Origin of the sequence: Halomonas sp. 113 (genome assembly GCF_904067645.1) — a bacterium.
GTDB classification, from domain to species: Bacteria; Pseudomonadota; Gammaproteobacteria; order Pseudomonadales; family Halomonadaceae; genus Vreelandella; species Vreelandella titanicae.
Genome location: NZ_LR881453.1, coordinates 4,154,887 through 4,168,772 on the forward strand (window position 1 = coordinate 4,154,887; position 13,886 = coordinate 4,168,772).

Here is a 13,886-nt window from a genome sequence, read left to right on the forward strand (position 1 = left end):
AACTATTGTCTCAACAAAAATCTCGGTTTCTTTATTAATTACTTTTCTGCATGTTCCCCAGCATACTGAACTGCTGAGAGAGGTAGCTACTCATTGAGTTCATCTGAGCGATCAAGCCATCCAATTGCCCAAACTGCTTACGATAACGCTCTGTGCTTCGCTCGATACTTGCCTCCATACGAAGCTTACGCTCGTCCAGGCTGTCAACCCGCTGCTCAGCACTAGTCACTGAGCTTTGAATGATGCCGTTTTCTGCCGTAATGCCTTCAAGCGTGGCGTTTAAGCGCCCAGCAAAGCCACCTTCTTCGGTTTCGCCCGCAAAGAAGGCAGATAGCCCCTCTGGGTTGTTGGCTACTGCATCGTCCAACTTATCCTCGTCGACCTTTAATCGCCCCTTCTCATCAATGGCGATGCCCAGTTGTGAAAGGCGTGAAATATCGCCGGTGCCGAGGTTGTCAGTAATATCCCGGCGTAGGCGGTCTTCAATGGTGCGCACGGTGCGGTCGCCCACTAGCTCGCCAGACGTTTCGCCTTCGCCGTTGTATGCGGTCATTCGACCAACGGTGGATTTCATTTCGTTATAGTTTTTAACGAACTCGTCAATGGCTTCTCTCAGCGACGCATCATCACGCTCGATTACCAGCGTAACGGGGTCACCAGAAGCCTCTGTGAGATCAAGCGTTACGCCTTGGATGGCCTCTTCAACGCGATTGGTTTTACTGGTGATAGCAATGCCATTAACATTCAGTTCAGCGTCCTGACCTGAACGCTGGGTGGCTGCATCCATGGTCAGCGATGCCAAACCTGAGAAGCTCTCCAGTGAAGCATCTTGGCCCGTCTCTTTTGAGCTCAGCGCTAAGCGGTATCCAGTGCCATCATTAACGATAGAAGCAGTGACACCAGACTCTTTATCCGCATTGATCTGGTCACGGACATCCGCCAGCGTACTGCCCGCTGAAATAGCAACATCGTAGCTTGTTTGTGTTCCGCCAGCACCAAAGTTAAGCGTTAGCGTCGCATCGGCTGCTGTTAGCTCTTGGTCTAGCGCTACGCTGTTGGAAGCAGCGCTGCCTGAGCGTGCCAATTGGGTAACGGTGACTTCATAGCGCCCTGCGTTAGCGGTTTCGCCTGCGGTCGCCAGCACGCCATCGCCCATCACGGTGCTTTTTTGCTGCTTAAATGTAGCGGCATCGTTCAGCGCAGCAATAGAGGTTTGCACCCTATCCATTGCTGACTCAAGGCGTCCATAGGCAGAAATCTTGGTTTGCTGAGCACTTTTCTGCTCTAGAATAGGCACAAGCTTTTGCTGTTCGGCCGCTTTTAGCTGATCCACCAAACCTGAAAGATCCAATCCAGAACCTACACCGAGTGCTGTGATCGATGCCATGGGGCTCATTCCTTATAAGAAGTAGAGAAAGGTGTCTAGGTAATCTATCGGCTGCGGAGGAACAAACTTTAGAGGTAATGCCTTTTTTAAGCTGTTTTTAAAGCATTGCAAAGAAAAATGCCCAGCACATAGTGCAGGGCATCTTGTAAGCTATTAATTTAGCTAGTTTATCAGGCTAATTTTAACTTTGCTGATCAAGCGCTGCAAACTGCTGGGTCAGATAAGCACTGGTTGAGTTCATTTGAGCTACCATGCTGTCCATCGCTTGAAACTGCGTGCGATAACGCTCAACGGTTTGTTCGATACGGCTTTCCGTTGTCGCATATCGGTCTTCTAACGAAGCAAAGCGACTTTCAGACGAATCAACGGCACTTTCAAGACGGCCACCTGTTCCAACCAAGCTTTCAAGCGATGAGGCTATTTGCCCTGCCATGCCACCCTCTTCGCTATCGCCTGCAAAAAAATTGGCTAGCTGATCTGGCTGATTAGCAACAATGCTATCTAATTTATCTTCGTCAATCTCCAGCTTGCCGTCTACTTGAAGCGAAATTCCTACATCCGACAACACGCTAAAGCCATCGCCGCCGACAACACTGCTAATTGTTTGACGAAGCTCTCGTTCAACTGCACGAGTCGTGGCATCGGCGTTCAACCCCGCCGCCTGCCCAGTCTCTTCGTCAAACGCTGTCAAGCTGGTAATGGTGTCCTTGAGCGTGTTGAAGTCATCAACAAAGGCCGTGACCTGCTCGCGGATAGCTTCACTATCTTGCTCAACGCTGACTGTGCTTGTTGCACCCGCCTCAGATAAGTTCAGGGTAATGCCTTGAATAGCGCCTTCCACTTGATTGGTAGGGCTGACAATGTCAATTCCATTGACGTTAAACTCTGCATCCTGACCCGCTTGAACTACCTGGGCATCAGTCGTTTGTACATCGCCAGCAAGAATGTCTGAAAAGTTTGTGCTTTCAATACTAGCGTCCGCACCCGTTTCCGTCGAATTTACTGCAAGACGATACCCTTCACCGTCGTTGATAATAGAGGCGCTTAAGCGGCCATCACTCTGTTGATTGATAGCATCACGCATATCTTCAAGGGAACTGCCATCAGCAATGGTAATGGGGTCCATAGCTCCGTCAGCAAGAGTAAAGGTTAATGACTGCTCCCCAGTCACTATGCTTTCGTCTGCTGTTTCCAAACGCTCTGTTACTAGGCTACTGGCTGTAGCTAACTGGCCGACCTGTACTTCGTACTGACCTGGCTGGGCCTCATTGCTGCTAACAGCGCCAACAGCACTGCCTTCTACATTGGTTGTTAGGCTCTCGAATGACGCCCCATCATTGAGTGCTTCGGCTGAGCTTTGAAACTGCTCAAGCGCGCTTTGCAACTTACCATAGGCAGATATTTTCGTATCTTCAGACTGGAGCTGTTCCGCAATAGGCTCAAGCTTTGCTTGTTCTGCCGTTTTTAATTGCTCCAGCAAGCCATTCAGATCCAAACCAGAACCGATGCCTAGTGATGTAATAGCAGCCATAAACCAATGCCTTTTTTGAATACATGTAGCTACGATTCGCGTTCCTTCATTAAGCAATACGTAGCACTGTTTTTAATACGATTACCTTAAAACCTCGGCTAGGTGAAGAATAACTTAAATATTCTTCTTCTTTTTTCGTGTCAATACGTTATTCAAAGTAATGAAACGTAACAGCCATCGCCAATTAATAAGAAAAATCAAAATAATAGATTCCCCTTTTAGCTGTTCTTCCGCCCAACCCCAATGTAACGCAGCCCCGCTTCTTTAACGGCGCTTGGCGCATACAAATTACGTCCATCGATGACGACTTTTTCAGCCAGCTGGTCGGCTAGCCAATCAAAATCGACGCTGCGAAACTCTTTCCACTCGGTGCAGATAACCAAAGCATCGGCACCTTTCACTGCCTGAATTCGGTCGCCTGCTAGCATCAGGTCATCCCGCTCCCCGTAAATGCGGCGGCATTCCGCAATGGCTTCGGGATCAAACGCCTGCACCTTAGCGCCCGCTTGCCAGAGTGCTTCCATTAACGTGCGGCTTGGGGCTTCACGCATATCATCCGTGTTGGGTTTAAAGGCCAAGCCCCATACTGCAATGGTCTTACCGCTTAGATTGCCTAAACTATCTTGCAGTTTTGTGAACAGGGTTTGCTTTTGGCGTAAATTCACTGACTCGACGGCGCTGAGCAGTTCCGGTGTATAGCCTAATTGACGCGCGGTGCGCTCTAACGCCTGGACATCTTTGGGGAAGCAGGAGCCGCCGTAGCCGCAGCCAGGGTATATAAAGTGGTAGCCAATGCGTGGGTCGCTGCCAATCCCTCGGCGCACGTCTTCAACGTCCACTTCGAGTCGTTCGGCAAGATTGGCGATCTCGTTCATAAAGCTGATTTTGGTGGCGAGCATGGCATTGGCGGCGTATTTGGTCAGCTCTGCGGCCCGCACGCTCATAAACATCAGCTTTTCGTGGTTGCGGTTATAGGGGGCGTAGCACTCTTGCATATGCGCTTTCACCCGCTCGCTTTCTGTACCGACGATAATCCGCGCGCCACGGGTAAAGTCATCTATCGCCGCCCCTTCCTTCATAAACTCAGGGTTCGAACACACATCGAACTCGAGTGATGCACCGCGCTGTTCGAGCACATCGCTGATAACGGCGTGGACTTTTTCCGCGGTGCCCACCGGCACGGTAGACTTATCAATCACCAGCTTATAGCTATCCATATGCTGGCCGATGGTGCGCGCCACCTCTAATACATAGCGTAGGTCGGCACTGCCATCTTCATCGGGCGGCGTTCCCACGGCGATAAACAGCAGTTCGCCATCGGCTACCGCCTGGGCAGCGTCGGTAGTAAAGCGTAAACGGCCAGCCGCCACGTTGTGGGCAACGATAGTGCTTAGCCCTGGCTCGAAGATCGGCACCTCTCCGCCATTAAGCTGATCAATCCGCTCAGCGTTAACATCCATACAGGTGACTTGATGACCAACATCGGCTAAACAAGCACCTGCAACAAGGCCGACATAACCGGTTCCGAATACACTGATATGCATGACTTATTAACTCGCTAAAATACGTGGTAGCGAGCGTAGCACATTGACCTACCGTTGATGAGTTCAATAGCGGGAGATTCTCTCTGAATTATAGACCTTGGTCTAACATCGACCTTGGTTTATAATGCGCTGCAACAAGCCCGATTTGGTGCTGACCGCAGGAGAACACACGATGCCTCCAGAAACTACACATCCAGAAACTACGCCTCCGGGCCTTATGACACCCGAGCTGACTAAAGAACGCCCTTTAAAAGCGCCTTATGGGTCATCGACCACCGCAAACGTTCAACGTAGCCTTCGCCAGTGCTTATCGATTGCCGCTGAGCTGCTCTACGATCATGGTCATGTGCTCGAAACCATTACCCTTCCCCAGCGCGGCTTAGCCCGCCGCGAGTTGTCGGCACTTAGTTCTGCCGCGCCCACCTGGGCTACCTGCCAACAGGTGATGGAAGACAGTGAGGCAGCAACCTTTAATGAGTATGGCCGTTTTGTATTAACCTGCCTTGGCCGCGAATTGATGTTTGATATGTTTGGCCAAGGGGCCGCTGACTGCGCCTAATCCCTCTGCCACCAAGCATTGCTGCCCTAAACAGCTGATCAAAAAAAACGCCCATAAGCGAAAGCTTTGGGCGTTTTTTGCTTGGTCTTATGTTCTTCAGGCTCGTTTTTAAAGCCTGACCCTATAAGACCTAGTTCTATGTAGCTTAGCGCAGGCCGAGCATTGACAGAATGAACAGCACAACCACGATAAGGCCAATAATGTAGATAATATTACGCATAGGGCACTCCTTGCTTATTGCGTTTTAGGGAAATCAAAGGCTTGCTTACCCATTAGCCAACACCTCCAGCCTAGCAGGCTTTTTCTGCTTTTGCGTAATGTCGCTGCATTTCCCTCTTAGAAAGTGGCTGTATTAGCGTGGCCGCATTGATAGCGTTATCCGAGACGCTGGCGGTTCTCGTCGAATGCTCGCTGAATCATTTTCTGCTGCTTGGCATCGATTTCTAATTCACGGCAAAGGGACGACCATTCGGAAAGAGCATCAAGGGTTTGCTCAATATAGAGATCCGGGTTTAAGTAGCTGAAGGAAGCACAAACCTGATTGAGCTTTTTACGGGTAGCCAGGCCTGCCCCACTGAAAGATGTTGTATGCTCATCTGCGTAGCCCCGGACAGGGGCATAAGTCAGGTCATAAGCCGGAGCTAGTGTCCATCGACCTTGGTCATACAAAAAAGCGAAGTTCTTAGCGTGGTCATCGTGATTGTGGGTAAGGGCGTTGAACACCATCAACCTCGCCATGCGTTCAACGTCTTCTGCGTGGCGGGTGAAAGCGTTGGTTGCTTTGAGTAGATCTGAATAGTCCAGCGATGGGGCGCTGTAATCGGCATAAAGAATGGCGCTAGCGGTCATCATATGGATTTTGCGATTACCGTTACGATCAAAACGCTGAGTAGAAAAGAATCGCTCGGTTTCCGCTGAGGAGTTGATCTCAATCAGCTTGCTCGCGGCCATTTTCACCCCAGCACGCTCTGCCAACATCGAGTAGGCGTATTCGATGGCGCCGGTGTCGCGATGCTCGGTTGGCGCACGGAATTTCACTAGCCAATGTTGATAACCCGCAGGAAGTTCCTGAAAAGATGTACTGCACTGCTTACCATCAGAAGATAATGCAACGATCACCTTGGGTCGGGCACCTGCCGGGGAACCTCCGGCTAGGCGCAGAGCATCAAGAGTGGCCACGGTTTCACCTTCGTAAACAGCGTTTGCTGCCTGATAGAGTTGGGCTAGGTCAATATTATCTTCGTCAGCGGTACGCTCAATAACGGGACGATACTCCAATGCCCCCATTCCCCTGTCGGCCATATAAGCCAGCCGATCAAGAGGAGAAATATCTCTCCGGTCTTTCCCATGCTCGGCAAGGAAATAGCGATCCATGAGCAGCATTCCCCAGCCATCAGGCAGCGAGTCAGCAAATGCTCCTGGTAGACCAGCAAAAAGAAGTGGATCCGGCGCCTTCTGTGGTTGGGTAGTAAAATCCATGTTCAGAGGCGACAAATTGAAGCCTTCCGCCACCCAATGGGGGTGGTAGGCAAAGTAGATGCCCTGCCGGCTAGCGACCAGTTCCCCCACAGGATTACCTGCTAACAGTACCTCTACTGTATTGATACGCTTCATTTTCGCCCCCGGACACGCCCTACCTGCTTGATCTCTTCAAGTGAGATGGGGTACTCATGCTTGAAGAGCTCGGCAATTTCGCGTGTGGCACCCAGCGCTGTGGCAATGAGCACTAGGCCATCGAGAGTTATTTGCCCACTGGATTCGAATCGTTTAATGGTGGACTCGGAAACACCCGCCATCTGCGCCAAGGTTTTACGGGAAAGGTTCTGCGCCAGTCGCGCTTCTCGTGCATTGGCACCTACCTGCTGGGACAGTTCACCAGGGGCAAGTAGAGAGTGAGTCAGGGCCATAGAAACCTCTAAACAATGGCTCATTTATAATCCATTATACACTAAAAATGATTATAAAACATCAAATGTGATCCTTTAAGACATAGGCACTTGGTTCCAGGCTCAGAAAGTACTACCTAGCCTTACTTCTAGCGGTTATTTGCTGTGGAACCTCTGCGACTTCTAAACCTCGAACCTTTGCCACTTATACCGAAGGTGTTGCGATGCGCGCTACTGCTTTGCTTGTTTCGTTTGCTGTTACTTCGTTGTTACCCACCGCCTATGCAGCCGCTAATGAACCTTCTGCAAACACACTCCAAACGCTAGAGCGGCAAACCCGCCAGCTTAACCGCGTGCACAGCGTGGTAGTGGCCTACGACGGTGAGATTATCCACGAGCTTCACCAAGGTGGGCCAGGGGTGGCGTCGCCTGCCAATATTAAGTCGCTGTCCAAAACGGTGCTGGCTGCCATTACTGGGGCGGCGATTGAAGCAGGCATCATTGAATCAACTGATCAACCCATGATGGAGCTGTTTGGCGAACATCTACCTAGCGGTATTGATCCACAAGTTGGTGACATTACCGTGGCGCACCTGCTCGCCCAGCAGGCGGGGCTTGAGCGCACTTCTGGCAGCAACTATGGCGCCTGGGTGGCCAGCGCCAACTGGGTGAACGATGCGATGACGCGCCCATTCGTGGATGAGCCGGGTGGGCAAATGCTCTACTCCACCGGCACCAGCCATCTACTTTCCGCCGCACTCACCCACGCCAGCGGCGAGACGACCCATTCCCTTGCCCAGCGCCTATTGGGTGATCCGCTCAATATCACCATTCGCCCCTGGCTACGCGACCCCCAAGGGATCTACTTTGGCGGCAATGATATGCAGCTCTCGCCGCGAGCACTGATAGAGGTGGGCGAGCTGTATCGAAATGATGGCATCGTGGTTAATGGGGCAGGAGGCAAGCAGCGCATTCTGCCGGAGGGTTGGGTGGAAGAATCATGGCAGCCGCGCGGTACATCGCGCTGGACTGGCGACGGATACGGCTATGGTTGGTTTATTACGCAGTTGGCAGGCGAAGACGTGTACTACGGGCGTGGCTATGGCGGTCAGGCGCTTTACGTTATTCCAGAACGTGAGATGACTGTAGTGATCACCTCAGACCCTAACCCACCCTCGCCGGGCGGGCAGTTCCAGCAGCGGTTAAACAGGCTGGTAGAAGGTTTGTTAGCTGAAAATGACGAGTAGTACAGCCAGGTCGCGGGTGCGCTTACTCGCCTTTATGGCCTAGGCTCATCAAGTAGAGCGCGGCGGCCAGCGCCAGCACTGAAAGCGCTAAGTAGATAGCTTCCAGGGGCGTGGCAAAACGGATATCCACCACGGCGCGGAAAAACTCAATGATCACCGCTAGAATCACCACCCGGGCGATTTTATCTTTCAGTTGGTCTAATGAAGCGACGTTAAACGGGTGGCGCAGATTACTCGCTTCGGCTTGGTCAATACGGGAGACAAACAGTCGGTAAACACCTAAGCCGAAAATCAGCAATACGATGGCAATCAGATAGATGTCCACCGCAATGATGATATCGGGCACCAGGCTGTCGTGAATGTCCTGGGTGCCACCCAATAGGTAGTAACCCATTACGTCGGCGACTACCTTGAAAATATCCACGGTACCGACGATAAACAGCATCAATGAACCCAATAAGCTGGGCACGACCGCCAGCATGACCAAAAAGCGCGAATTCCACAGCGCTGTTTCAATGCGTCGCTCCCAGCGATTCTGGCTCTCGGGGGGGTTAGGCGGCGGCGTTGAAACCGGATCAGTCATGGCATACTCCTGTTGTTATATAAAAGTTGTTATATCAGGCTCATCGTGATCAATACACAGGTGGCGACGAACAGCACGAACCCCAGCAGTAGCACGATACCATCACGGGCAACCAAGCCTAACCCCAGCAGGGTAAGCGCAAGCCCCGCTCCGTTGGCCGAAAAGGGAATAAACTCCATCGGCGGCATGGCCAAGGCAATCAATAAGCACATCAAGGCAGTTACCCGGATACCGATGTAGCCCGTCAGCCAAGGTAATCGCACCCGCAATAGTCCATCTATCCAGCGGGCAGGCTTTTTCATCAGCTGAATGCCTTTATCAAACTTTTGACGGGAGAGAGAGCGTTTTAGCAACCAACGGGGCAACCAAAACGCCTCACTTCCCGCTAGCAACTGCACGGAAACCAGCAATACCAATGCGGCCATTAAGGTCGGCATGCCGGGTATATCGCCAATGATCGGGGTGAGCGTGATCAGCCCGGCAACTAACAGCAGCGGCCCAAACGAGCGCCGCCCAACGGCGTGAACAACATCGTCAACGCTGACCCGCGAAGCATCCTGCTCCATACGCTCAATCGAGCTGATTAGATCCATTAAATTCGAGTCTTCGTTGCGGTTATGCATCGGGTTTATTGCGCTCCTCTACGTGCAGTTTGGTACGGATAAAATCGCTATGGCTAACATACAGTAAATCCGCCAAGCGACGAATACGGTGCTCTTCAAGCGGGTCAACGCTGCCATCGGCCCAGGCCAGCTGCCACATTTGCGCGACCAGCTCACAGCGCTGGTCGTAGTTATAGTGCTCTTTGATCAGGCTAACAAACTGGTAATGATCGACGGCCTCATCCACTTCTGCTTGTGCCAACGCCATCAGCTCTTCCACATCGCTTGCGCTTAGCCGGTAGCGCTCGGTAAGCATAAGGCGCAGCGCGGCAAGCTCTTCATTGGTGGTGTCGTAATCGGCGCGGACGATTTCACACAGCAGTGCTGCGGTGGCCAGTTCCAGGGTAAGCGTTTGATTTTCGCGCTGCTCGGGTTGCGACAGCGAGCGCTGGAAGAAATCACTAATGGCGTTCAGCATTCGTACTCTCCATTGATAATCATCGACTTCTGACCGCGCTTAATCCATGAAGTGCATTCATAAGTACTTTGTCGCTACTCCGTACGAGGTACAGAAGCGCTTAGGACATTCCCACAGAGGATCCCAGAGCAAAGAGCCATCACTAGATGAAAACACATAGGGCAGCCTCTGGGGCTGCCCTCTTTTGTGCGTGGCGTGTTGGATGATCAGCAGGTTAGCGCTTACCGAGCAAGGTTTCCAAGCTATCTGCCGTCAGGATCTGTACCACCCACTCGTCTAGTTGTGCGTCTGAAGCCAGTCTCAGGCACCGATCTGCCCAATCGGGCATCTCACCAAACTTCAAGGCAATTTGCTTACGCAACGTACCTTCCACTCCTTCATGACGTCCTTCCTGACGCCCTTCCTGACGCTCTTTCTCTCGCTCAAAGCGCTCAACAGTGTTGACATAAGGCATGTGTTTTTCCTCCTGTATGGCGTAAACCGCCTGGACAAACTCAGACTCCAGAGCTCTCGGCAGTTGGAGCATCCAGTCGATGATATTGAACAACCGCACAATCTGTTCACGGCTGTAGCCTCGTTCATACAGCAGCCGAATGAGAGCAATCTTGACATCCTTACGCGTTGCACCGTCCTTCAATCGCTTAGCGTAGATCTGGGCCATGACCACCAGCGCAAAGACGTTATCGCTTGCTTCTAGCTTCGCCCAGTTTTCTTCCCAATCCATCAGTTTAGCCGTGGGGAAGGTAAAGGTCAGCTCGCATCCCCAGCGCTGATAGCGAAAAGTGGTGGGCCGGAAGCTATCGCGGATATCCGCCAACACCGCCAAGCTCACCACATCCACCCCGTAGCGGTCACGTAGCCGGTACTGATAGGTGTACATTCGCTCAGCAAAAGCCTCCTCCGGCTCCCCCTGCACCTCAACATGGATCAGAACCCAAGTCTCGCTGCCGTCCTGTGCATAGACCTTGATCAGCTTATCGGCGTAACGCCTGCCACTGTTGGCATCCGCTGTGATCTGCTGTAACTCCTTATCGAGAAAGCTAAAGCCTTTCGACCAATCCACTTGTTCATAAATGGCTGGGAACAGCAGATCCAAAAATTCTTGGCAGTACCCATCAAGCGCCATTTTCCAAGGACTGTCGTGGTCAGCAGGCTGGGAGGTATCCGCTTCGCTCATGCAAACTCCTATTCCACTACTCAAATGCTAGCACAGTGGCGCCTAGCTAGCGCGATACCCCTTCATGCTATCTGCACATCAACAAAAAAAAGAGCTCTACTGACTAGATGCCCTTACCTCAATCCTTCTTGGTAAGCTGCTCTCTTAACTGCTTGGGCACTTGCTTGATAATCAGGCGATCCTGAGTGGCATCGTACTCGATGCTTGAGCCCAGCAGGTGCGAATCAAAGCTAATCGAAACGCCACCCGCTCGGCCGGTAAAGCGGCGGAACTGGCTCAAGGTGCGCTTATCGGGAGGGATCTCCGGCGAGAGCCCGTAATCGGCGTTGCGAATATGGTCGTAAAAGGCTTTTGGCTGCTGTTCGTCCACCAGCCCAGAAAGCTCTTCCAAGGTCATTGGCTCGCCACGGCGAAGCTGTTCATTGGCGTAATCCACCAGCGTGTCGGTTTTTTCTCGGCTCACCTCGTCGTCGTAATCCTCTTTCTCGACGTAGTCGCTAAATGCTTTTAGCAGCGTGCGGGTTTCGGCCGGGGCATCGACGCCCTCTTCCATACCCAGCAATGCAACCAAACCCTCAGCGAGTTTTTTACCGCCGCGATCTTTGAGGAACGAGACATACTGGGCATTCGGTGCCTCGCTCTGCCATTGGGTAAGATTGATACGCGCCGCCAGGGTAAGCTGGCTGGTGTTGAGCTGGGCAGCAGGCACCGCGTGGTGGTCCTCATTAATGCCAATCCCTTCGCGCTGGTGCACCAATGCCATCAGCAGCGTTTCAGTATCACCTTGGCGCTGGTGGCTGAACACTAAGTAACCACTTACTGACAACTGCTCCTGAAGCTGCTTGGCGAGCCGTTCAGCCAGTGCAACAGAAAGCTCAGCAAAGCTTTTATCGCCAGCAAAATAGTCGCGCAGCCACATGGCAAGCGGCCCTGCCTGTTCACCCTCTTCGGCAAAGCGCCCCCAGCCTTTGGGCTTGGTGTTGTAGGTGTCATTGAGCGCACCCACTAGGCTCGCCATCACCGAATCGTCACTGGGCGCTGCCTGCTCTGATTGAGGCGCAGCGGTTAGGGTTAGGCGCTCACCGTCAAGCGTCGGATCGAGGCGGTGCACAATACTTTGCAGTAGTGGCATAAAGGTCTACTAGCTTCCAGGGTTTAAAAAAAGAGTCAGGGTTTGAGGCGGTAACCGGTACGGAAAATCCAGCCAATGGCGACCAGGCAAGCCGCGAGAAAGAGGGCAATCATGCCCACACTCGCGGCAAGGCTTACATCGCTGATACCGTAAAAACTCCAGCGAAAGCCGCTCACCAGGTACACCACGGGGTTAGCCAGCGTGATGGTTTGCCAGAACGGGGGCAGCATATCGATGGAGTAGAAGCTGCCGCCCAAAAAGGTCAGCGGGGTGATCACTAACAGCGGCACCAGCTGCAGGCGGTCAAAGCCATCGGCCCAAATGCCGATGATAAAACCCAGCAGGCTAAAGGTGACAGCCGTCAGCACCAGAAAGAACAACATCCAAAACGGGTGGGCGATTTCCAACGGTACAAACAAGCCCGAGGTCGCCAAAATAATCGCCCCCAGCAGAATCGATTTCGAGGCTGCCGCCCCCACGTAACCGATCACAATTTCTAAATGCGAGATAGGCGCCGACAGCAGCTCGTAAATACTGCCAGAAAACTTCGGAAAGAAGATGCCGAAAGAGGCGTTTGAGACGCTTTGGGTCAACAGCATCAACATAATCAGACCCGGTACAATAAAAGCGCCGTAACTAACGCCGTTAACCTCGCTGATGCGTGAGCCGATCGCGGCACCAAACACCACAAAATAGAGCGACGTGGAGATGACCGGCGAGACGATGCTTTGCAGCAACGTGCGGCGCGTGCGGGCCATTTCCGCCATGTAGATAGCGCGAACAGGGTGAAGGTTCATGCACGCTCCTTTGGGTTAACCAGGTCGACAAAAATATCTTCAAGCGAGCTTTGCCGAGTATTCAGATCTTTAAAGGTGACACCCTCTCGCTCAAGTGCGGTCAATAGCTCCGAAATCGCGTGACCATCCTCTTCCTGGCTACCGTCGTAGGTATAGATCAGCTCATGCCCTTCAGCGGCCAGGCTTAGCTCAAAGCGCTGCAGGTTTGCAGGTATCTCTGCCAGCGGGCTGTGCAGGTTCAGGGTTAGCTGTTTGCTGCCCAGTTTGCTCATTAACGCCGCTTTTTCTTCCACCAGCACCAGCTCACCGCGATTGATAACGCCGATGCGGTCGGCCATCTCTTCGGCTTCTTCGATGTAGTGGGTCGTCAAAATAATCGTCACGCCGTTATCGCGTAGCTGGCGCACCACTTCCCACATATCCCGGCGCAGTTCAACGTCGACCCCTGCAGTGGGCTCATCCAAAAACAGTATGCGCGGCTCGTGGGAAAGTGCTTTGGCGATTAGCACACGGCGCTTCATGCCACCCGAGAGTGTCATCAAGCGGTTGTTGCGCTTATCCCAAAGTGCCAGCGATTTAAGCACTTTTTCGATATGCGCAGGATTGGGCGCTTTGCCAAACAGACCACGACTGAAACTGACGGTGTTCCAGACGGTTTCAAACGCTTCGTTGGTCAGCTCTTGGGGCACTAACCCAATGCGCTCGCGGGCTTGGCGGTAGTGGGTAATATTATCGAACCCGTCTACCAACACATGACCAGCGGAGGGGTTAACCAAACCGCAGACCACACTAATCAACGTGGTCTTACCTGCGCCATTGGGGCCAAGCAGGGCAAATATCTCGCCACGCTGGATAGTTAAATCGATATGGGTCAACGCCTGAAAGCCACCCTCGTAGGTTTTGTTCAGGCCGTTAATAGTAATAATCGGGTCGTTCAAGGCGTACTCCTCACGTTGCGGTCGA

Annotated in this window: 14 protein-coding genes; 2 read left to right on the forward strand and 12 right to left on the reverse strand. The window is 52.5% G+C overall.

From position 1 onward, the window contains the following. Positions 1-34: 34 nt before the first annotated feature. From fliD (YERSI8AC_RS19580) to YERSI8AC_RS19590, 3 genes are all read right to left on the reverse strand, one after another. Positions 35-1,387 carry a flagellar filament capping protein FliD gene (fliD, locus tag YERSI8AC_RS19580; RefSeq protein WP_159177347.1) on the reverse strand — a complete coding sequence of 451 codons (1,353 nt, stop codon included), beginning with the start codon at positions 1,385-1,387 and terminating at the stop codon, positions 35-37. A 181-nt stretch (positions 1,388-1,568) separates the two neighbouring features. After that, a complete protein-coding gene (fliD, locus tag YERSI8AC_RS19585) occupies positions 1,569-2,918 on the reverse strand; it encodes a flagellar filament capping protein FliD (RefSeq protein ID WP_159177348.1) in 1,350 nt (449 codons plus the stop codon). A gap of 218 nt (positions 2,919-3,136) precedes the next feature. Continuing rightward, entirely contained in the window at positions 3,137-4,462 is a 1,326-nt protein-coding gene (locus tag YERSI8AC_RS19590) for a UDP-glucose dehydrogenase family protein (RefSeq protein WP_159177349.1), read from the reverse strand. A 217-nt stretch (positions 4,463-4,679) separates the two neighbouring features. Between YERSI8AC_RS19590 and YERSI8AC_RS19595 the strand changes: the two genes are divergently transcribed. Beyond that, positions 4,680-5,021, forward strand: coding sequence for a hypothetical protein (locus YERSI8AC_RS19595; RefSeq protein ID WP_159177959.1), 342 nt, complete (start codon positions 4,680-4,682; stop codon positions 5,019-5,021). Positions 5,022-5,396: 375 nt separating this feature from the next. Here the strand turns inward: YERSI8AC_RS19595 and YERSI8AC_RS19600 are convergent, their stop codons facing one another. After that, positions 5,397-6,635 (reverse strand): type II toxin-antitoxin system HipA family toxin, encoded by a 1,239-nt coding sequence (locus YERSI8AC_RS19600; RefSeq protein WP_159177350.1) that lies wholly within the window; start codon positions 6,633-6,635, stop codon positions 5,397-5,399. Continuing rightward, positions 6,632-6,952 (reverse strand): helix-turn-helix domain-containing protein, encoded by a 321-nt coding sequence (locus YERSI8AC_RS19605; RefSeq protein ID WP_236561340.1) that lies wholly within the window; start codon positions 6,950-6,952, stop codon positions 6,632-6,634. The genes YERSI8AC_RS19600 and YERSI8AC_RS19605 overlap by 4 nt, the downstream gene beginning before the upstream one ends. A 179-nt stretch (positions 6,953-7,131) precedes the next feature. Between YERSI8AC_RS19605 and YERSI8AC_RS19610 the strand changes: the two genes are divergently transcribed. After that, positions 7,132-8,154 carry a serine hydrolase domain-containing protein gene (locus tag YERSI8AC_RS19610; protein WP_159177351.1) on the forward strand — a complete coding sequence of 341 codons (1,023 nt, stop codon included), beginning with the start codon at positions 7,132-7,134 and terminating at the stop codon, positions 8,152-8,154. 22 nt (positions 8,155-8,176) lie between these two features. Here YERSI8AC_RS19610 and YERSI8AC_RS19615 read toward each other — a convergent pair whose 3' ends face one another. The 7 genes from YERSI8AC_RS19615 to YERSI8AC_RS19645 form a co-directional block, all read right to left on the reverse strand. Then, entirely contained in the window at positions 8,177-8,737 is a 561-nt protein-coding gene (locus YERSI8AC_RS19615) for a YqhA family protein (protein ID WP_009287524.1), read from the reverse strand. Positions 8,738-8,766: 29 nt separating this feature from the next. Beyond that, positions 8,767-9,360, reverse strand: coding sequence for an exopolysaccharide biosynthesis protein (locus YERSI8AC_RS19620; protein WP_009287523.1), 594 nt, complete (start codon positions 9,358-9,360; stop codon positions 8,767-8,769). Next, positions 9,353-9,817, reverse strand: a complete 465-nt coding sequence (locus tag YERSI8AC_RS19625) for a tellurite resistance TerB family protein (RefSeq protein WP_159177352.1) — start codon at positions 9,815-9,817, stop codon at positions 9,353-9,355. The genes YERSI8AC_RS19620 and YERSI8AC_RS19625 overlap by 8 nt, the downstream gene beginning before the upstream one ends. 214 nt (positions 9,818-10,031) lie before the next feature. Beyond that, complete coding sequence (locus YERSI8AC_RS19630; RefSeq protein WP_159177353.1) at positions 10,032-10,994, reverse strand: hypothetical protein; 963 nt, start codon at positions 10,992-10,994, stop codon at positions 10,032-10,034. Positions 10,995-11,112: 118 nt separating this feature from the next. Then, positions 11,113-12,126, reverse strand: coding sequence for a nucleoid-associated protein (locus YERSI8AC_RS19635; RefSeq protein WP_159177354.1), 1,014 nt, complete (start codon positions 12,124-12,126; stop codon positions 11,113-11,115). Positions 12,127-12,161: 35 nt separating this feature from the next. Then, on the reverse strand, positions 12,162-12,923 hold the full coding sequence (locus YERSI8AC_RS19640) for an ABC transporter permease (RefSeq protein WP_009287521.1): 762 nt from the start codon (positions 12,921-12,923) through the stop codon (positions 12,162-12,164). Further along, positions 12,920-13,861 carry an ABC transporter ATP-binding protein gene (locus YERSI8AC_RS19645; protein ID WP_159177355.1) on the reverse strand — a complete coding sequence of 314 codons (942 nt, stop codon included), beginning with the start codon at positions 13,859-13,861 and terminating at the stop codon, positions 12,920-12,922. The genes YERSI8AC_RS19640 and YERSI8AC_RS19645 overlap by 4 nt, the downstream gene beginning before the upstream one ends. Positions 13,862-13,886 lie beyond the last annotated feature (25 nt).